The sequence below is a fragment of the Maribacter aquivivus genome (assembly GCF_900142175.1).
GTDB classification, from domain to species: domain Bacteria; phylum Bacteroidota; class Bacteroidia; order Flavobacteriales; family Flavobacteriaceae; genus Maribacter; species Maribacter aquivivus.
In genome coordinates this window covers 519,409-537,427 of record NZ_FQZX01000003.1, presented here as the reverse complement: position 1 = coordinate 537,427, position 18,019 = coordinate 519,409, and the positions used below count along the sequence as shown (strand labels likewise).

At 33.5% G+C, this 18,019-nt stretch carries 22 protein-coding genes; 21 read left to right on the top strand and 1 reads right to left on the bottom strand.

Translation table 11 applies throughout. The features are described 5' to 3' along the window. Window positions 1-108 precede the first annotated feature (108 nt). The 14 genes from BUC31_RS17985 (at window position 109) to BUC31_RS17925 (ending at window position 11,169) form a co-directional block, all read left to right on the top strand. Window positions 109-627, top strand: coding sequence for an NUDIX hydrolase (locus BUC31_RS17985; RefSeq protein ID WP_073246839.1), 519 nt, complete (start codon window positions 109-111; stop codon window positions 625-627). 74 nt (window positions 628-701) lie between these two features. After that, entirely contained in the window at window positions 702-1,865 is a 1,164-nt protein-coding gene (locus tag BUC31_RS17980; RefSeq protein ID WP_073246837.1) for a DUF3095 family protein, read from the top strand. A 132-nt stretch (window positions 1,866-1,997) separates the two neighbouring features. Further along, window positions 1,998-2,342, top strand: coding sequence for a hypothetical protein (locus BUC31_RS17975; RefSeq protein WP_073246835.1), 345 nt, complete (start codon window positions 1,998-2,000; stop codon window positions 2,340-2,342). A 2-nt stretch (window positions 2,343-2,344) separates the two neighbouring features. After that, window positions 2,345-2,503 carry a lmo0937 family membrane protein gene (locus tag BUC31_RS20170; RefSeq protein ID WP_211573883.1) on the top strand — a complete coding sequence of 53 codons (159 nt, stop codon included), beginning with the start codon at window positions 2,345-2,347 and terminating at the stop codon, window positions 2,501-2,503. 97 nt (window positions 2,504-2,600) lie between these two features. Continuing rightward, a complete protein-coding gene (locus BUC31_RS17970; protein WP_073246833.1) occupies window positions 2,601-4,238 on the top strand; it encodes an ABC-F family ATP-binding cassette domain-containing protein in 1,638 nt (545 codons plus the stop codon). A gap of 90 nt (window positions 4,239-4,328) precedes the next feature. Continuing rightward, window positions 4,329-4,883, top strand: a complete 555-nt coding sequence (locus BUC31_RS17965; protein WP_139252011.1) for a hypothetical protein — start codon at window positions 4,329-4,331, stop codon at window positions 4,881-4,883. Between the two features lie 77 nt (window positions 4,884-4,960). Continuing rightward, window positions 4,961-5,341, top strand: a complete 381-nt coding sequence (locus BUC31_RS17960) for a DUF2750 domain-containing protein (RefSeq protein WP_073246828.1) — start codon at window positions 4,961-4,963, stop codon at window positions 5,339-5,341. A gap of 374 nt (window positions 5,342-5,715) precedes the next feature. After that, window positions 5,716-6,258: a hypothetical protein gene (locus BUC31_RS17955; RefSeq protein ID WP_073246826.1), complete on the top strand. Its 543-nt coding sequence runs from the start codon at window positions 5,716-5,718 to the stop codon at window positions 6,256-6,258. A 327-nt stretch (window positions 6,259-6,585) separates the two neighbouring features. Next, window positions 6,586-6,996 carry a hypothetical protein gene (locus BUC31_RS17950; protein ID WP_139252010.1) on the top strand — a complete coding sequence of 137 codons (411 nt, stop codon included), beginning with the start codon at window positions 6,586-6,588 and terminating at the stop codon, window positions 6,994-6,996. 318 nt (window positions 6,997-7,314) lie between these two features. Continuing rightward, a complete protein-coding gene (locus BUC31_RS17945) occupies window positions 7,315-8,460 on the top strand; it encodes an alpha/beta fold hydrolase (protein WP_073246822.1) in 1,146 nt (381 codons plus the stop codon). Between the two features lie 39 nt (window positions 8,461-8,499). Then, on the top strand, window positions 8,500-9,069 hold the full coding sequence (locus BUC31_RS17940; RefSeq protein ID WP_073246820.1) for a hypothetical protein: 570 nt from the start codon (window positions 8,500-8,502) through the stop codon (window positions 9,067-9,069). 257 nt (window positions 9,070-9,326) lie between these two features. Next, a complete protein-coding gene (locus BUC31_RS17935) occupies window positions 9,327-10,001 on the top strand; it encodes a DUF2625 domain-containing protein (RefSeq protein WP_073246819.1) in 675 nt (224 codons plus the stop codon). 58 nt (window positions 10,002-10,059) lie between these two features. Then, on the top strand, window positions 10,060-10,662 hold the full coding sequence (locus tag BUC31_RS17930; RefSeq protein WP_073246817.1) for a hypothetical protein: 603 nt from the start codon (window positions 10,060-10,062) through the stop codon (window positions 10,660-10,662). 72 nt (window positions 10,663-10,734) lie between these two features. Then, window positions 10,735-11,169: a hypothetical protein gene (locus BUC31_RS17925; RefSeq protein ID WP_073246815.1), complete on the top strand. Its 435-nt coding sequence runs from the start codon at window positions 10,735-10,737 to the stop codon at window positions 11,167-11,169. An 82-nt stretch (window positions 11,170-11,251) separates the two neighbouring features. On the opposite strand, the gene BUC31_RS17920 is transcribed toward BUC31_RS17925, so the two are convergent. Continuing rightward, window positions 11,252-11,908 (bottom strand): helix-hairpin-helix domain-containing protein, encoded by a 657-nt coding sequence (locus tag BUC31_RS17920; RefSeq protein WP_139252009.1) that lies wholly within the window; start codon window positions 11,906-11,908, stop codon window positions 11,252-11,254. Between the two features lie 283 nt (window positions 11,909-12,191). On the opposite strand from BUC31_RS17920, the gene BUC31_RS17915 reads away from it, so the two are divergent. From BUC31_RS17915 to BUC31_RS17885, 7 genes are all read left to right on the top strand, one after another. After that, window positions 12,192-12,521, top strand: coding sequence for an ArsR/SmtB family transcription factor (locus BUC31_RS17915; protein ID WP_073246813.1), 330 nt, complete (start codon window positions 12,192-12,194; stop codon window positions 12,519-12,521). Between the two features lie 78 nt (window positions 12,522-12,599). Beyond that, window positions 12,600-13,067: a DUF6428 family protein gene (locus BUC31_RS17910; RefSeq protein WP_073246811.1), complete on the top strand. Its 468-nt coding sequence runs from the start codon at window positions 12,600-12,602 to the stop codon at window positions 13,065-13,067. Window positions 13,068-13,089: 22 nt separating this feature from the next. Beyond that, window positions 13,090-13,722 (top strand): arsenate-mycothiol transferase ArsC, encoded by a 633-nt coding sequence (locus BUC31_RS17905; RefSeq protein ID WP_073246809.1) that lies wholly within the window; start codon window positions 13,090-13,092, stop codon window positions 13,720-13,722. Window positions 13,723-13,724: 2 nt separating this feature from the next. Continuing rightward, complete coding sequence (gene arsB / locus BUC31_RS17900; protein WP_073246808.1) at window positions 13,725-14,780, top strand: ACR3 family arsenite efflux transporter; 1,056 nt, start codon at window positions 13,725-13,727, stop codon at window positions 14,778-14,780. A gap of 240 nt (window positions 14,781-15,020) precedes the next feature. Next, complete coding sequence (locus BUC31_RS17895; RefSeq protein WP_073246806.1) at window positions 15,021-15,839, top strand: oxidoreductase; 819 nt, start codon at window positions 15,021-15,023, stop codon at window positions 15,837-15,839. 28 nt (window positions 15,840-15,867) lie between these two features. Next, on the top strand, window positions 15,868-16,974 hold the full coding sequence (locus BUC31_RS17890; RefSeq protein WP_073246903.1) for an MBL fold metallo-hydrolase: 1,107 nt from the start codon (window positions 15,868-15,870) through the stop codon (window positions 16,972-16,974). 10 nt (window positions 16,975-16,984) lie between these two features. Next, complete coding sequence (locus tag BUC31_RS17885) at window positions 16,985-17,899, top strand: helix-turn-helix domain-containing protein (RefSeq protein ID WP_073246804.1); 915 nt, start codon at window positions 16,985-16,987, stop codon at window positions 17,897-17,899. Window positions 17,900-18,019 lie beyond the last annotated feature (120 nt).

The following is an 18,019-nucleotide window of genomic DNA, read 5'->3' as shown; positions in this document are numbered from 1 at the left end:
TAACCTAGACTCTTCCCCTATTATTTTGAGAAAAGGTTTGTGTATTTTTGATGCTTCAAATGGGCTAAAAATAAATTAGAAATTACCTTTTAAGATTACACTTCACCAATGCAAAATTTAAAAACTCACTACCACCCAGACGTTGTCTCTTTAGATAATAAATCTATTTTCACCAGACTTGCCACAAGAAGTATTGCTGTACAGGGCCTTTCTATTTTATTGCTATATACAGAGCGTTATGAGGATTATAGTCTACCAGGCGGTGGTTTAGATGACGGTGAAGATAAAATAGAAGGTATGATTCGCGAACTTAGTGAAGAAACCGGAGCCTTAGAAGTAAGAAATATAAAACCCTTTGGTATTTATGAGGAATATAGACCATGGCACAAGCCAGGTTTTGACATTCAACACATGATTTCTTATTGCTATACCTGCGAAATTAATACAGAGTTGGGCGATTCTAAAATGGAGCATTATGAGATTAAAAATGGCATGACCGCAAAATGGGTCAACATTTATGAAGCTATAGCCCATAATAAAAAAACCATGCTTGAAAGCACTAAAAAAGGGATGTCTATTGAAAGAGAAACTTTTCTCTTAGAACTGTTGGCTGAGCGTATGTACTAAATAAGCAACCATATTCTTTATAAACAACATCAACTTGTAATTTCACTCTTAAAATACGACTAGCTAATTAGCGAATGAAAAACACCAAATTCTATACAGAGCTTAAAAAGTTAAATAAACCGCTAGTAGCAATACTAGAAAAGGATTCTGACTTTACGGCTGTGCCTCTAACCTGGCATGTTGTTGTAGTAGATATTCAAAATTCTACACAAGCAGTACAAGATGGTAATCACCACCAGGTAAATTTAACGGCTACCGGTAGTATAATTTCGGTATTGAATACCGTTCGTAAAATCAAACGAAATATAGAGATTCCTTATTTCTTTGGTGGTGACGGCGCAACCTTCTTATTACCTAAAGACTTACTTGATAAGGTGATTGCTGTATTAGATAATTATAGTGTACACATTAAAAGAAAAACCAATTTAGTACTAAGGGTTGGACATGTTTCTGTTAAAGAACTTGTATCAGAAAAGTGTCATCTAAAGATTGCCAAACATCAACTAACAGAACGGCTTACCATACCCATTATACTTGGCAACGGCTTACATAAAGCAGAAGAAATTATTAAATCTAATTTTAAAGAACTACCAAATTCTAAATTCAATGAAAGTTTATTGAATTTAGAAGGAATGGAATGTAGGTGGGAAGAAGTAAATCCAGAACAAAATAAAGCCAAAGTAGTTTGCCTGTTGTTAGATTGCGTTGAAGAAAAAAATCAAAGAGCTATTTATAAAGAAGTACTTATTAAGATGGATGCAATTTTCGGAACCTTTACAGAAAGGCAACCTATAAAAAGTGAACGCCTAAAACTAGATGCAAGCCTTTATAAAATATGGGAAGAAATGCGCGTAAGCCTTGCAGACAAAAATTGGTTCTACTTCATTAAAAATTGGATTAAAACCAACATTGGTCGTATATACTTTAGCCTTTCTAAAAGCGGAAAAAAATACCTAGAGCAAATTGGTCAGTTATCCCATTCATTTATGTTAGATGGCATGATCAATACCATTTTTACGGCAGAACAAGATAAAATAGATCTGTTTATAGACTACCTAAACCAACTTGAAACCGAAGGTAAAATAGTATACGGTATACACGTTACCCATGCCTCTGTTATGTCTTGTTACGTTTTAGACAGAAAAACAAGTCACTCTCATTTCGTTGATGGCACAGAAGGCGGCTACACATCTGCAGCAAAAATGCTCAAAGTCAAAAAAAAGGCATTAGCTAACTAGTGCCCGCTATATCGAATTTATCAACTTTTTAGTCCTTCAATTTTATACGGTCAATTAATGTAATATTAGAGCAAATCTATATCTGTTCGGGTTACTACCTTGCTATCAGTAGTAATAATTAAAAATATACAGATGATTACAGAAGATAAAAGTATAGCTAAATCGAAAAGCACGGGAGGTCTAGAAAACGACGTTCCTCAGAATAAAGGAATATCCCAAAACCAAGACTTAAATGACGTCTTAGATGAACCCGTAAATAATGGCGGAGTAGCAACCTCTACCTATGATTTACATTTAGAAAAACAGTGGTTAGCAGTAAGAGACGAATATTTAGCAAATTTTCCAGAAACACAAGATGTAGATGATAACGGAGAGCTTGATGGTGTTGAAGCCTTAATAAGCACTATTGCAAAAAGAAGGCAAAAAACTGAACAAGAGATTCACGATGAAATAATGAACTGGACCGTAAATAAGTAAGCATGAAGAATATAATATACATTTTAGTTGCCGCATTGGTCATAAGTTGGGTATTAGGCTTCGTGGTATTTAAAGTTATGGGAGCGCTAGTTCACCTGCTTCTTTTATTGGCAGTAGTACTTTTAATTTACAATTGGTTAAGCAACAAGGCAAGTACCTAAATAAAAGACTTTCCGGTTTTGAACGCTATAACTTTTTTATGCAGTTAGTAACAAGCACCACAACTTATTACTAGTTTTGCAGTTTTAAATATATAGCATGATTTCAGTAGATAACCTAGCCGTAGAATTCAGTGGCACTACCCTATTCAGTGACGTATCTTTTGTCATAAACCCAACCGATAAAATTGCCCTAATGGGTAAGAACGGCGCAGGTAAATCTACCATGATGAAGATTATTGCTGGCGAGCAAAAAGGCACGCGAGGTAATGTTCGTGTACCTAAAGATGCGGTTATAGCATATCTACCACAACACTTGTTAACCGAAGATAATTGTACTGTTTTTGAAGAAGCTGCCAAGGCATTTAAGCATGTTTTTAGCATGCGCGATGAAATGGACAAGCTGAACAAAGAGCTAGAAACTAGAACAGACTATGAGAGTGATGCCTATATGAGCATTATAGAAAAAGTATCTGATCTTGGCGAAAAATATTATGCCCTAGACGAAGTTAATTATGATGCAGAAGTAGAAAAGGCATTAAAAGGATTAGGTTTTAGACAAGCAGATTTCACTAGACAAACCAATGAGTTTAGTGGTGGTTGGCGTATGCGTATAGAATTGGCTAAAATTCTATTACAAAAGCCAGATTTAATTTTGTTAGATGAGCCTACCAACCACATAGATATAGAATCGGTTATTTGGTTAGAAGATTTCTTGTTGAATAAAGCAAATGCTGTTATGGTAATCTCTCACGATAGAGCATTTATAGACAATATTACCAACCGCACCATAGAAGTAACTATGGGGCGCATTTATGATTATAAGGCAAACTACAGCCACTACCTACAATTACGGAAAGACCGTAGATCTCATCAAATAAAAGCCTTCCAAGAGCAGCAAAAGTTTATTGCAGACAACATGGCTTTTATAGAGCGATTTAAGGGTACCTACTCTAAAACCAATCAAGTAACATCGCGAGAGCGCATGCTTGAAAAATTAGAAAAGATAGAAATAGATGAGATTGATACCTCTTCTTTAAAATTACGTTTTCCACCGGCACCACGTTCAGGCGATTACCCTGTAACGGTAAAAGAAATGTCAAAATCCTATGATGAACATGTGGTATTTAAAGATGCCAATATGTCTATTGCAAGAGGAGAAAAAGTCTCTTTTGTAGGTAGAAACGGAGAAGGAAAATCTACCATGATCAAAGCTATTTTAGGCGAAATTAATGTAGAAGGCACATATCAACTTGGTCATAATGTAAAGGTTGGATACTTTGCCCAAAACCAAGCGTCACTCTTAGACCCAGAGCTTACCATCTTCCAAACAGTAGATGAAGTTGCCTTTGGTGATATTCGTAACCAGATTAAAAATATTCTAGGTCGCTTTATGTTTAGCGGCGATGATATTGATAAAAAGGTAAGTATGCTTTCTGGTGGAGAAAAAACCCGTTTGGCAATGGTAAAGTTATTGCTAGAACCAGTCAACCTTTTAATACTAGATGAGCCAACCAACCATTTAGACCTTAAATCTAAAGATGTACTTAAAGAAGCCTTATCAACGTATGATGGTACACTTATATTAGTTTCTCACGATCGCGATTTCTTACAAGGCTTATCGCAAAAAGTATTTGAATTCAAAGAACAACGCGTTATTGAACACTTTGAAACTATTGACGCTTTCTTAGAGCGTAATAGAATTAAGAGTATTTCCGAAATCAATTTGATGAAGTAATTCTTCTTTACTTTTTTTTAAATAGCTAAATTGTAGATATAAAAGATGTATATGACATATGTTATATATACAATTGTTGTGGCTAATAAAATGAAGACAGTAATACAGACATTAATAGTATTGACATTCTTGTGTTCTTGTGGACAAAAAGCTAGACAACAGGAGCCAGAAATTCAAGTGGTTGACAAAAGCCAATCAGAGTCACCTCTAATTGAAAAGTTTGACAACCAAATAATTAAAAAGAAATTCGGTGAAGAGTTATTTAAATCCATTTTGGACACCATAACAGTTAATAATGTGAATGTTGATTTTCTAACTAGAAATAAATGGATTTACAGACCATTTGACAACTGTGAATCGTTTTTGAAATTTCAAGAAAATGGAATAGGTGTAAGTTATAATTGTGAAATGGAAGAAGAGTATGAAATGACATACAGGATTGAAGGTAACAAAGTCTTCATTGCAGAATATGACATTCCACACGTTGACAATGAAGAGCATAAAAGAATTAAATTCAGGGACGACACTTATGTTTACAATAGCAATTCACTCGTAATGGTTGACTCGAAAATGTACAATATTGGTGGACTAGAATGGATACCTAAAATTGAAGTTGTAATTGATTATAAAAGAAAAAAATACTAGCCACAACAACACCTATACGCAATACCCTTTGGGATACTGCGCATAGCCAAAACGTTATCTCTTATTTTGAAAAAATTATGCACCATAAAAAAATCGAAAGCGTTTTTAACCTAAAACCATCCGAGAGGTATGGGTTTTTAGTTCGTAAAGTTGCCGATTTTGAACAAATATTCTTGATTTTAGACAAGAATGGAGATTACGTTACTTGCTCAACTGGAGAAACGGAATGTATTCCTGTATGGCCAGAAATGGAATTCGCTAAGGAGTTTCTAAACTCGGACTGGATTGACCATAATGTTGTAAGGGTCGAGTTAAGGGCGTTTTTGGAGTGGTTAGATAAACTAGAATTGGAAAATTATTTGATTGGAGCATTTCCGAATCGAGTATTCGACGCCATTGTTGTTAAACCCAATGAAATAAAAAGTCATTTGATTTTTGAATGCGAGCAATACGAATAAAAAACTGTCTCGAAAATTCAGAATCTCACAAATGGACTTTACTCAAACGCAACTGTTTCGCAGATGGCCTTTTTAGCCAGTTTGCGGATGTGCGTGTAAATCCTATGGAGAAGCTAACTCGAACGAAAAAAAAATTGTGTAATAAAATCTAAACGTAATGCGGACTTTAGGGCAAAACAGAAAGGTCTGTGTATATTTATAAAGTCGCTAATCCCGATAGCTATCGGGAATGGATTTAGCTTTGGACAAGAAAAAATAAAACTAAACAATAAGCTTTAGCTTAGGCGTTGTAATCAATTATGAGAAACCTTTATTCCCTCTTATTTTTTCTAGTTCTTTTGAGTTGTTCGTCCCATAAAACAAATAAAAGTAGAATGGAATTGGCGCATTTAACCTCCAACAACGATTCTCTTAAATCTGAAATGAAAGATTTTATGGACAATAACATCGTAGAATTGATTACTATTCTACCTAAATGCTATACAAGAGGTTATCCAATATTTTCAGAAGATGGAACAGAAAGAATTGGACGTGAAACCGTTGAAAATTGCGATTATGAATCAATAATCATTAAAAATGAAGAAGGATTTAAAAATGATATTGTAACCATAAAAACCAAATATGTAGGACAAAAAGTAAAACTAAAAAAATCGGATTATAAAAAAGTACTAAAAATACCAGATAACAAACTATCAGAAACTTCAGAAACAATTATTGTAGTTGCTGACTGTTACATACCACGTCATGGACTTAATTTCTATGATTCTAGCCAGAGGTTAACAGGCTTTTTGGAGATTTGTTTTGAGTGTAATCGTTATGAAATCTCAGGAAATGTTCCATTAGAAATGATTATTTTAGGAGAAGATTTGAGTTCTATAAAAAAAGTGTTTGAAGAATACAACTTACTGGTAAAATAACTAATGCCAACTAAGCCTAAACGCAATGCGAACTTTAGTAAAAAACCGAAAGGTCTGTGTATATTTATAAAATCGCTAATCCCGATAGCTATCGGGAATGGATTTAGCTTTGAGCAAGAAAAAAGAAAAAGCAAAACAATAAGCTTTAGCTTCCTGCGCAGACGGAAACGAAAAGTTTCCTTACTACCGCACTACGCTTAGCTAAAACGTTACCAGCAAATAAAAAATATGAATATTAAATCAGCACTAGTACTTAGTATACTCTTTTTTAGTTTTTCTTGTGAAAAAAACAATACAGAAAAGTTGGATGAAAAAAATAAATTAAACTTGACTTCATCAAAGTGGTTTGGTCCAATAGAAACAGAATATTTCTATTATGACAAAAATAATAATGAGATTGAAAATACAATTATAGGTCAACGTGATACATTTACATTTGATTTTAACGATAATTCCAAAGTTCTGATCACTTTTAGACCTAATTCTACTTATAATGGAGATTGGAAATTAGAAGATAATAAACTCCTAGTGACAATAAGTACTGCGGAAATTGAAAAACAAGCAGGTGAATTTTACTTATTAGGAAATGGTTCAGACAGTGAAATTGGATGGACAATTTTAGATGTGGAAATAAAAAGTATAACCGACTCTATAATGATTCTAGAATCTGTTTATGACTCACAAGATGAAGAAATATCGTATAGTAAAGGATTAGCTAAATACAGCAGTATGGAATAATCTGCTGGTAACACAACCTATAAACAATACAGGCTTAGGTTTTAAACGCCAAGGTCTGTATATATTTATAAAGTCGCTAAATTTTTTAGATTTAGCTTGGGATAAGAAAAAATAAATTAAAAGTATAAGAGTACACTTTTAACTTACAGGAATACAAATACTATTAACTTCTGTCTCAACTAAACCTCATCCTCACTAAAAACCGACAGCCACTTCCATTTCAAAACATTTAAAACTTCATACAATATTCACAAACCACTACCCTACTAAACTGTTGAAATATTGTAAATTACCAATACTAAAAAACACTAAGCAAAAATGAAACAGTTCTATTATACCTTCTTGGCCGTTTTCTCTTTAACGCTCTCCGCCCATTCTCAAACGATAGATACGCTAGTTAATGTTGGCGGATTTAACATGCATTTCAATATTATGAAAGGAGAAGGAACTCCTATCCTTTTTGAAGCTGGTGGAGGTGATGACAGTTCTGTTTGGACACCTATTTTAGAAAGAATACATCAGGTTACCGGTACTACGTTAATTACGTATGACCGTTCAGGTTTTGGACAAAGTGAATTGAATACCAAATTGAAGAACGATTCCGATTTCGATATTGAAAACGGAATTATAGAATTGGAAACCGCACTTGCAAAATTAGGGTACAACAATGAAATAATTTTGGTATCGCATTCTTACGGCGGACTATACAATCTACTATACGCGAATAAACATCCGAAGAAAGTTAAATCGATAGTTTTAATAGATGCAACTCTTAGTGATTTCTGGAATGAAGATTTCTTGGCTATGAGAGATATGTTTGTTGACATAAACACAATACCAAAAGGTACTGGCGATTATTACCTGAATTTCAATTACAATGAAGTTATGCGTTCATTAAGGAATACACAGTTCCCTAACAATATTCCTGTAACGAACATTTTTCCTGATAAATCCGCTCCAGTATATCCAGAAGAATATTCTAATAGATGGAAAAAAGTTCATGTAGATTTAGGTACACAAAACAATAATGTAACTAACATAATAGCTGAAAGCAGTAGTCATGCCGTATTTAATGATAACCCTGCATTAGTTATCAACGCTATAGTTAAAGCCTATTCAGAAACTTTAGATAAAAATCAACAAAATATTGTGCTACAAAAGGCATTAGACAATGCTATTGAGTTATCAATTGAAACCAAGGTTCATAATCGTTCAGAACACGATTTAAATACACTGGGTTACTCATTTTTACAAGCCCAAGAATTAGACAAAGCCCTAGATGTATTTAAAACGACAGTACTATTATTTCCAGAAAGTGCTAATGCTCATGACAGTTATGGTGAAGCTTTATTGATTGCAGATAAAAAAACGGAAGCTATTGAAATGTATGAAAAATCTATAGCCTTAAACCCTGATAATGAACATGGAAAAGAGGTGTTGTTGAAATTGAAAGAAGAAGAATAATCAAACTAATAGAAATATTAAATTTTAGTAAGTAAACATATGGGTCTATTTGATTTTTTAAAGAAGAGCGACAAAAAACAAGAAACTGTTCAATTACAATCTAAAAAAGAAGCGAACATTGCAAAAATCAAGCAATATATTGACATACCAGAGTCAATAACAGATAAGGTAACAGATATCGACAAGATTACTATTAATAAAGATTTAGATGTAGAGTCTAGGGTTAACGAGCTCATGAAAATTTATGAATCGCTAACAGATGACCAAAAAAGAACTAGAGAAGGCAGGTATGTAATAGTACATATCGCAGAAGTATGCTTTTCTGAAAGATGGATTGAAGATGCTTTTGATAATTTCAATTTTGCAATGCAATTTAAAGACACTGTAGGCAATCCGTTTTTACATTTAAGGCTAGGGCAATTAAATTATTTGGTTCAAAATAAAGACAAAATGCATGATGAGTTAAGTAGAGCATTAATTATGGCTGGAAAAGCTATTTTTAAAGACGAAGACCCGAAACTTATTGAAATGGTCAAAAGCATATTAAAAGAACCCGAAGATGGTTCTTGGGCAGAATACGAAGGTCAAGATTGGGCGATAACAAAATAGTAACTTACCACTACTCTATTATTTAAAGACCGATTTTAAAATAATAAGTTCACTAGATGATTTTTGACGCAATTGTTAGTTTTTTCGTTGACGTAATTTTTGAAGGAATTCTACATAAATTTTGGAATTTTCTGGGTAGTACATTAAACAGAATAGATAAATTCATATTTAAGAAAAAGAAGTAAAATATTCCAAAGGGAAACCAGCCGTATTAACATCAGTAATTAGTACGAATAATTAAATCTGTATTTATCAGTATGAAAAAAGTAAGCGAATTAATTAATGTTAATGAACCTGGTTGGGTACTAGTTGCTGAATGGATAAATGATGCAACCAACAAAGTTGAAATTCTACCCAAAAACGAGAAAGAAACTGATAATGCCCTTTACCAAACACAAGTGTCAACCCGCTCACCAATGGGAGCTATAATATACGAAACAGGTGGTCTTTTAATTGACCATGGCTGGATTAGAATTTTGGGGTCTGGCAACCAAAAGTTAGATAGAACTTTACCCGAATGGAATAAAGGGAAAACGTTTAAAGAATATGGAGATAAACCGTCAATATTCTTAGTAGCCGATGATGTCGTAGGCGGATTTTTCGCAATAAATGGCGGTGCTTTTGGTGATGACTTGGGCAACATATATTATTTTGCGCCAGATGCTTTAGAATGGGAATCAATGGATATTAGGTATTCTGATTTTCTATGGTGGACATTTACAGGTGACCTGTCTCAATTCTATGCCAATGCACGTTGGACAGATTGGAAAAAGGAAATAACTAAAATTAATGGAAATCAAGGCATTGCATTTTATCCTTTTTTATGGACAGAACACAATAACATTAATGATTTAACCAGAAAAATAGTGCCAATTTCTGAGATATGGACATTTCAACAAGATACTATAAAGCAATTACACAAAGGCAATTAGACTAATTTAGGTATTAGAATATGAGGTTACTACACCTCAAGAATTACAATTACAAGAAATGACCAGAAATATAGTATTGACTTTTTTTTTCTTCATTAATACCTTCATTTCATTTTCGCAATATACTTGGACTACAGGTGAGGTAATCTTAAAAAATGATAAGACCATTTCTGGTGAAGTAAAGATTCCTGTTGTTTCAAAAGACCTGATTCATTATAATGGTAAATCTAAGGTTAGGGTAAAAAACACAACAAACGGAAGTAAATCTGTATTTAACGAAGATGAAGTAGCGTTAATTAAGTTTATTTATTCTGAAAGAGAAATTACCTATTTTAAATACATACCTGTTTCTAAAAAGAAGCAAGAAATTTTCTGCATTGTTAGCACAGGACCAGTAACACTATACGGCAGATCTGTAGCAATGACTTCAACCCACCCAGGAGTCATCTCTTTTCATAATTTAAATGAATTTTATGCGCAAAGGGCTAATGAGACAATTGCTACACCTCTACTTACCGCAAGACCTTCAAAGTCTTTTAAAAAGCGTGCAATTGAATATTTTAATGATTGCCCTGCCCTAGTTTCCAAGCTAAAAAACAAAAGCCTCGGCAAGGATAATATAATTGCTGTTGTTGAAGAATATAATAGTTGTGCTAAATAACCTCAACTGTATTTTAAACAACAAAATAGCTTCATAAACGTTTATTGAATTCAACTTAAACTATTAATAATCATGTATAAAAAAGTAATTATCGCTATTATTTTGATGATTGCATTTGTAAAAACGAGTAACGCTCAAGAATTGCAAACTCAAGTAGAAGCAATCAATGCCTTTATAGAAGGTCATAGCGAAGACGACAGAAATTATTACGCAAAAATCAATGCCACTCAAGAAAACGTTTACTTCTTTAATGAAATGCAACATGTAATACAGCTTACATTTCCTGTAGCTAAAATGGATGCTGATAATATTAAAATCACTAAAAAAGGACTCACGTTTTATCCAAAAGAAAAAGGATTGGTGGTAACAAAACAGTTTTCATCTTTTGCCCCTAAAAAAATAGGTACTGCTTGGCTTAATCTTATTAAAATGAGCAAGAAAGATAAAATGGAATTACAAACCATGATGAAGAAATTCATTATTGATTATCAAACTGCAATGAAATAATGTCTTCTAGTAGCACCAATATATAGTAAACAAAAAGCCCTAAGAAATATCTTAGGGCTTTTTGTTTGAATGAATTAGACAATTATTTGCCGCCGTCTAATTTATCTTGTAATACTTTTAATTTATCCCAATCACCAGAAGCAGCTAATTTAGCTTGCTTTGGCCATGACCCAGGTTTGTGCATGGTATAACGTGGTCCGGCTTGTTTTAGAATTTCTTCAAGAGTTTTCACAGACGCTCCAGCTAATTTCTCAAAAGTCCCAATACCCTTATCCGTTAAAATAGATGCTATTTTTGGTCCAATACCTTCAATCTTTTTTAAATCATCTTTCTTAGCCTTAGCCGTAGATTTTTTTGCCACTGGTTTTTTAACTGCTGGTTTCTTAGTCGTTGCTTTTTTAACCGGTTTCTTTTTCGCCGGCAAAGCAGTAAGATCTACAACGCTATTATCTATACCTGAATACGGTGAAGGCACGTATGCATCAGCTGCATAATCATTAAACCAGCCTTTATCTTCGCTCAAGTATCTAAACTCGTAACGTTTACCAGTTTCTAGTTTTATGCTTTTTACATAAGACCCATTCTTTTTTTCCATTCGGTAAGAACTATCGTTCGTTTGCCAATCATTGAAGTCTCCCAATAATATAACATTTGCTGCGCTAGGGGCTTCATTTTCCCCAACAGTAAATGTGACGGTAGTATGCGTACCCTTTCCTTTTGTCTCTTTTGTTAATGCCATTTTCTATAGTGTTTTAATTCTAGATAAAAGTTACATAGAAATTCCTCATTTTCAAAAGTTTGTACCAAGTAATTAGTATAATTTACCAATAAGGTAAGATTTTAATTGATTGTAAAACTTTTTATTAAAAGCATGGAAATATATTATTAAATCTCTGTTATGATTACAACTACTTTGAGATAAAGAATTAAACAATGTTGGTGAGATTTCAGAAAAATAACAATTTATTTACTTTGTTATAATTTATATATCGTAATATTGCAATGAAACAATTAAGCAGAATATGGGTTTAGCCAAAACAGAAATATTTACCGATGAACAAAATGAAATTTCTTTATTCGCGAAGGTATTCGGTCACCCAGCTCGTGTAGCTATTTTACAATACCTATTTAAATTAGATAGTTGTATTTGTGGAGACTTGGTAAATGAAATTGGCCTTGCCCAACCTACAATATCTCAACATTTAAAAGAACTAAAACAATTAGGTCTTATAAAAGGTAATGTAGAAGGCACAAGTGTTTGTTATTGTATAGACAAAACCAACTGGTCACATATGAAACAAGTAATGGTGCAGTTTTTAGACCAAGACATAACTAATAACGATTGCTGTTAAAAAAAATTTAAACACTTTTATCGCTTTATTACGATTAATAAATAAAACAAGCATATAATTTTAATTAAAAACAATAATATGAAACTATCAGAAATTAAAAAACATTTAGCAGAATTAGATACTATAGCCTTTCAATTACCTAATGGCGAATTGGTACCTAACCATTTCCATGTAACCGAAGTTGGCAAGATCACCAAAAATTTCATTGACTGCGGTGGTACCGTTCGTAATGAGGAAGTAGTAAACTTTCAATTATGGAATGCAAATGATTATGACCATAGGCTTCACCCAGAAAAATTGATCAATATTATTGAGCTTTCTGAAAAAGTATTGGGCATAGAAGATTTAGAAATAGAAGTTGAATACCAAGGGCAAACCATAGAGAAATTTGGTCTTGATTTTGACGGCACTAATTTCATCTTAGCATCTAAGCAAACAGACTGTTTGGCAAAAGATAATTGTGGTATACCTGAAGAAAAACCAAAAGTAAAACTATCAGAAGTGAATAACGAACCTTGTTGTGCACCTGACGGAAACTGCTGTTAACTAACTATAAACATTAGAAAAAATGATAACTACAGAAACCAACATGTTACCAAAAATTGAGAATTTAATCAAAGAGTTACAGCCAAATTTAATTACGCCAGAACGTAAAGTTGTTTTACAGCCATTGGTAGATTTTATACAAGAGAAAACTACCAATGACCAAGAAATAAGAATTAACTTTATTTGTACGCATAATTCTAGAAGAAGTCACCTATCTCAAGTATGGGCACAGACTATGGCTACCTATTTTAATATTAAAAATGTGTATTGCTATTCTGGTGGTACAGAAGCTACGGCATTGTTTCCAATGGTTGCAGAGACATTAAAGAATCAAGGATTTCAGATTCAAAAATTATCGGACACCAGTAATCCTGTGTATGCCATTAAGTATTCTGAGAATGAACATCCTGTTATTGGTTTTTCTAAATCATATGAAGATTCTTTTAACCCGGCTTCGCAGTTTGCGGCAATTATGACTTGTTCACAAGCAGATGGTGGTTGTCCTTTTATTGCAGGTGCCGAAAAAAGAGTACCTATCACTTTTGAAGATCCAAAAGCGTTTGATAATACGCCGCAGCAAGCAGAAAAATATGCTGAAAGAAGTATTCAAATTGCAACGGAATTGTTTTACATATTCTCACAAATCAACAAGTAGAAATGGCATCTAAAAAATTAAGTTTTCTAGATAAAAACCTAACCTGGTGGATTTTTGCTGCCATGGCGCTTGGTGTGGGTATCGGTTATTTTGTACCATCCTTTCCAGAAATCATCAATACATTCAATAGTGGTACTACAAATATTCCTATAGCCATCGGTTTAATATTAATGATGTATCCGCCATTGGCTAAAGTGAACTATGCCTTATTACCAAAGGTTTTTAGAAACACAAAAATCTTATCTATCAGTCTTATCTTAAACTGGATTATTGGTCCCGTTTTAATGTTCATCTTGGCAATTACCTTTTTATCAGACTATCCAGAATACATGGTAGGTCTAATTCTTATTGGTCTGGCGCGTTGTATTGCTATGGTATTGGTATGGAACGACCTTGCAGAAGGCAGTAGCGAATATGGAGCTGGTTTAGTTGCTCTTAATAGTATCTTTCAAGTATTCGCCTATAGTTTCTATGCCTGGTTATTTATAACTGTGCTTCCACCCTACTTCGGTTTTGAAGGTGCAATTGTAGATATCTCTATTGGCACAATTGCTGAAAGTGTAGCCATTTATTTAGGGTTACCCTTTTTAATGGGAATATTAAGCAGATTGATTTTAGTAAAACTCAAAGGCGAAGATTGGTATACGAACAAATTCATACCCACGATTTCACCAATGACTTTGATAGCCCTGTTATTTACCATTGTCATCATGTTCTCATTAAAAGGAGAGCTCATAGTAGAAATACCTATGGATGTGCTGATCATAGCAGTTCCATTATTAATCTATTTCACTTTAATGTTTATTATCGGATTCTTCTTTACCAAAGCCACAGGTGCAGAATATGATAAAACAGCATCAGTAGCATTTACTGCAGCCGGAAATAATTTTGAATTGGCAATAGCGGTTGCCATTGCAGTATTCGGACTCAATTCTGGTCAGGCATTTGCTGGGGTTATAGGTCCTTTAGTTGAGGTGCCTGCGCTTATATTTTTGGTACGGGTTTCATTTTGGTTGAAGAAGAAGTATTTTACCACAACTAATGAACCAGCAGTATAAAAAAATTATATGCATTTAAAGACGTAAAAACAGAACATTAATACATAACGGGAAGTTCTAATAAATCAAAGCCTCTATCTACAAATTTTGTAAATAGAGGTTTATTTGTTTCATGATGTTACCTGAATAAGTACAATATGTAAAAAGTATTCAACATTCGGCAATTAGCATACAACTATCAGCATGTATCCCTTTAATTTTGTCAAATTAAAACCGAATTATAGAATTTAAAAAATACTCATGAATAAAGTCGTATTAATTACAGGAGCTTCTTCTGGTATGGGGAAATCTACAGCCAACATATTAAAAAATCAAGGGTATATTGTTTATGGAGCTGCAAGAAGAATGGAAGAAATGCAAGATTTAAAATCGCAAGGAATACACATTGTGCCTTTAGATTTAACCAAAGATGATTCTATTGTTTCATGTGTAAATACCATAATCGATAAAGAAGGTAGAATAGATATTTTAATTAACAATGCCGGTTATGGCTCTTACGGTACGGTAGAAGATGTATCTATAGCAGAGGCCAAAAGACAGTTTGAGGTGAATATATTTGGTTTGGCACGAATTACACAATTGATACTGCCTAAAATGAGAGAACATAAGTATGGTAGAATTGTAAATATATCGTCCATGGGCGGTAAGGTTTATTTGCCTTTAGGCGCATGGTATTTTGCCACTAAGCATGCTTTAGAAGGATGGAGCGATTGCTTACGTTTAGAAGTTAAGCCTTTTGGCATTGATGTGGTCATTGTAGAACCTGGCGGAATAAAAACCCCTTGGGGCTTAATTGCCGCAGAAAGTTTGAGAGAAACTTCAGGTAAGGGAGCCTATGCAACATTTGCAAATTCAGTTGCAGACACCATGAAAAAAGATTTTACTAATGATCGCTTTACAGATGTAAACGTGTTAGGCAAAACGATAGCCAAGGCGGCAACGGTAAAAAATCCGAAAATTAGGTACGTTAAAGGGTATTCGGCAAAGTTAGCCATAACGTTACGTAAGTGGTTTGGTGACCGTATATTTGATAAAGTGATTATGAGTCAATATAAATAGAATGATCAAAAGCATCTTAAAAAAAATAATGATAACAACCTTAGCAATAATTGGCATACTGGTTATCGCCATTCTGGCATTTACCAATTTATATCCAAGTTTTGGTGGCAATAGTACCAAAAGTCAGAAAGTAGGCTATGAGCAGTCACAGCAATTTAAAGAAGATAAATTTCGTAATGTAAAACCGGTACCAGAAGATTTAGCTTTTTCTGATAAGCTTAGTTTAGCGTATACCTTTTTCACTACCAAAGTGCCCAATGGTCGCCCTAAAGCAGATTTAATTCCGCAAAAAATAGATTCTATTAGTATTGCCAATTATAGCGGAGAAGCAAGAATGATTTGGTTTGGACATTCCTCTTTTTTATTACAGATTGATGGAAAAAATATTCTAATTGATCCAATGTTTGGTGCAGTGGCTGCCCCTCACCCACTTTTAGGTGAAAAACGATTTAATAAAGAATTCCCCATAGCAATTGAACAACTACCACAGATTGATGCGGTTATTTTCTCTCATGACCACTATGACCATTTAGATTACGAATCTGTTTTAAAGATCAAGGATAAAACAAATCATTTCTACACTCCGCTAGGTGTTGGTAATCATTTGACTGCTTGGGGAGTTTCTGAGAGTAAAATCACAGAGATGGATTGGTGGCAAGAGACTCAATTCGGTAATTTAAAATTTGTTTGTACGCCAGCACAACATTTCTCAGGTAGAGGTTTGAATAATGCGCAAAGTACCTTGTGGAGTTCTTGGGTAATTACTTCAGAAAATGAGAATATCTTTTTTAGCGGTGACAGCGGCTATGCTGATCACTTTAAAGAAATAGGAGAAAAATACGGTCCTTTTGATCTTGCCTTGATGGAATGCGGTCAATACAACCAAATGTGGTCAGATATACATATGATGCCAGAAGAAACCGCACAAGCTGGTATTGACGTTAAAGCAAAAAAGATAATGCCCATTCACTGGGCAGGTTTTAAATTAGCATTGCATGAATGGACAGATCCTATTAAAAGAGTTGAAGCTAAAGCAACTGAATTGAACTTACAGGTAATAGCTCCACAAATTGGGCAAGAGATAATAGTGAAAGATTCAGTTACGACCTACCCCAACTGGTGGCAAAACATTTAAGTTATTGGTTATGAAGGAAATTATTAAAATAAATAGTGTTGCAGAAGTTCATTCTTACTTTAGTTTAGAGAAACCAAAACACCCATTAATTTCCGTATTGAAAATTGGCGATAATTGGAACCAAATTGGTCTAGAAAATTTTAAATATTCCTTAGGTCTATATCATATCAGTTTAAAAGATAATTGTGCTTTTACCATTAAAAACTACGGTAGAAATTCATATGATTACCAAGAAGGCTCAATGATTTTTATGGCTCCTGATCAAATAATGGAGTTTGAAAAACAGAACATTAACACCACAGACCAAGGCTGGACGGTAATGTTTCATCCTGATTTAATTAGAAAATCTGAATTAGGTAAAAAAATAGAACAGTTTTCCTTTTTTGAATACGCATCTAACGAAGCGCTACATGTATCTAATGATGAAAGAACAACAGTAACCGAAATAGTACAAAAAATAGAGAAAGAATATAGCGGAAATATAGACACACATAGTCAAACCATCATTATTTCTAATTTAGAATTGTTACTTAATTATTGTGTAAGGTTTTATGACCGACAATTTTATACAAGAACCAATTTAAATAAAGATATAGCAGGCAATTTTAAAAAACTATTAAAAGAGTACTACAGCCAAAACAAACAAATTGAACTTGGTATACCAACGGTAAAATATTGCGGAGAAGCATTGAACATATCAGCTAAGTACTTGAGCGATTTACTTAGAAAAGAAACAGGACAAGGAACGCAAGACCATATTCATCAATACATCATAGAAAAAGCTAAGAACAAACTGTTGAATTCAACGAAAAGTGCTAGTGAAATAGCATATTCACTTGGCTTTGAATATCCGCAATATTTCAGTAAAATCTTTAAAAAGAAAACCTCTATGAGTCCTAATGAGTATAGATTAAATCTCAATTAGAAATCACTCTAGCCACATCACCCATCATTAATTCTTATTGTATTTCACTAAATACCTACATGGTTTTAAGTTGAAGCAAACTGATTTTTTTTGTAGTTAAGAATAGGTTAAATACCTCTA

Excerpts from the sequence above, each read along its gene's own strand:
- BUC31_RS17925 (WP_073246815.1), top strand. The coding sequence starts at position 10,735 with ATGTATAAAAAAGTAATTATCGCTATTATTTTGATGATTGCATTTGTA.
- BUC31_RS17975 (WP_073246835.1), top strand. The coding sequence starts at position 1,998 with ATGATTACAGAAGATAAAAGTATAGCTAAATCGAAAAGCACGGGAGGT.
- BUC31_RS20170 (WP_211573883.1), top strand. The coding sequence starts at position 2,345 with ATGAAGAATATAATATACATTTTAGTTGCCGCATTGGTCATAAGTTGG.
- BUC31_RS17895 (WP_073246806.1), top strand. The coding sequence starts at position 15,021 with ATGAATAAAGTCGTATTAATTACAGGAGCTTCTTCTGGTATGGGGAAA.
- BUC31_RS17890 (WP_073246903.1), top strand. The coding sequence starts at position 15,868 with ATGATAACAACCTTAGCAATAATTGGCATACTGGTTATCGCCATTCTG.
- BUC31_RS17885 (WP_073246804.1), top strand. The coding sequence starts at position 16,985 with ATGAAGGAAATTATTAAAATAAATAGTGTTGCAGAAGTTCATTCTTAC.
- BUC31_RS17905 (WP_073246809.1), top strand. The coding sequence starts at position 13,090 with ATGATAACTACAGAAACCAACATGTTACCAAAAATTGAGAATTTAATC.
- BUC31_RS17985 (WP_073246839.1), top strand. The coding sequence starts at position 109 with ATGCAAAATTTAAAAACTCACTACCACCCAGACGTTGTCTCTTTAGAT.
- BUC31_RS17965 (WP_139252011.1), top strand. The coding sequence starts at position 4,329 with ATGAAGACAGTAATACAGACATTAATAGTATTGACATTCTTGTGTTCT.
- BUC31_RS17970 (WP_073246833.1), top strand. The coding sequence starts at position 2,601 with ATGATTTCAGTAGATAACCTAGCCGTAGAATTCAGTGGCACTACCCTA.
- BUC31_RS17945 (WP_073246822.1), top strand. The coding sequence starts at position 7,315 with ATGAAACAGTTCTATTATACCTTCTTGGCCGTTTTCTCTTTAACGCTC.
- BUC31_RS17930 (WP_073246817.1), top strand. The coding sequence starts at position 10,060 with ATGACCAGAAATATAGTATTGACTTTTTTTTTCTTCATTAATACCTTC.
- BUC31_RS17940 (WP_073246820.1), top strand. The coding sequence starts at position 8,500 with ATGGGTCTATTTGATTTTTTAAAGAAGAGCGACAAAAAACAAGAAACT.
- BUC31_RS17960 (WP_073246828.1), top strand. The coding sequence starts at position 4,961 with ATGCACCATAAAAAAATCGAAAGCGTTTTTAACCTAAAACCATCCGAG.
- BUC31_RS17955 (WP_073246826.1), top strand. The coding sequence starts at position 5,716 with ATGGAATTGGCGCATTTAACCTCCAACAACGATTCTCTTAAATCTGAA.
- arsB (WP_073246808.1), top strand. The coding sequence starts at position 13,725 with ATGGCATCTAAAAAATTAAGTTTTCTAGATAAAAACCTAACCTGGTGG.
- BUC31_RS17915 (WP_073246813.1), top strand. The coding sequence starts at position 12,192 with ATGGGTTTAGCCAAAACAGAAATATTTACCGATGAACAAAATGAAATT.
- BUC31_RS17980 (WP_073246837.1), top strand. The coding sequence starts at position 702 with ATGAAAAACACCAAATTCTATACAGAGCTTAAAAAGTTAAATAAACCG.
- BUC31_RS17920 (WP_139252009.1), bottom strand. The coding sequence starts at position 11,908 with ATGGCATTAACAAAAGAGACAAAAGGAAAGGGTACGCATACTACCGTC.
- BUC31_RS17910 (WP_073246811.1), top strand. The coding sequence starts at position 12,600 with ATGAAACTATCAGAAATTAAAAAACATTTAGCAGAATTAGATACTATA.
- BUC31_RS17935 (WP_073246819.1), top strand. The coding sequence starts at position 9,327 with ATGAAAAAAGTAAGCGAATTAATTAATGTTAATGAACCTGGTTGGGTA.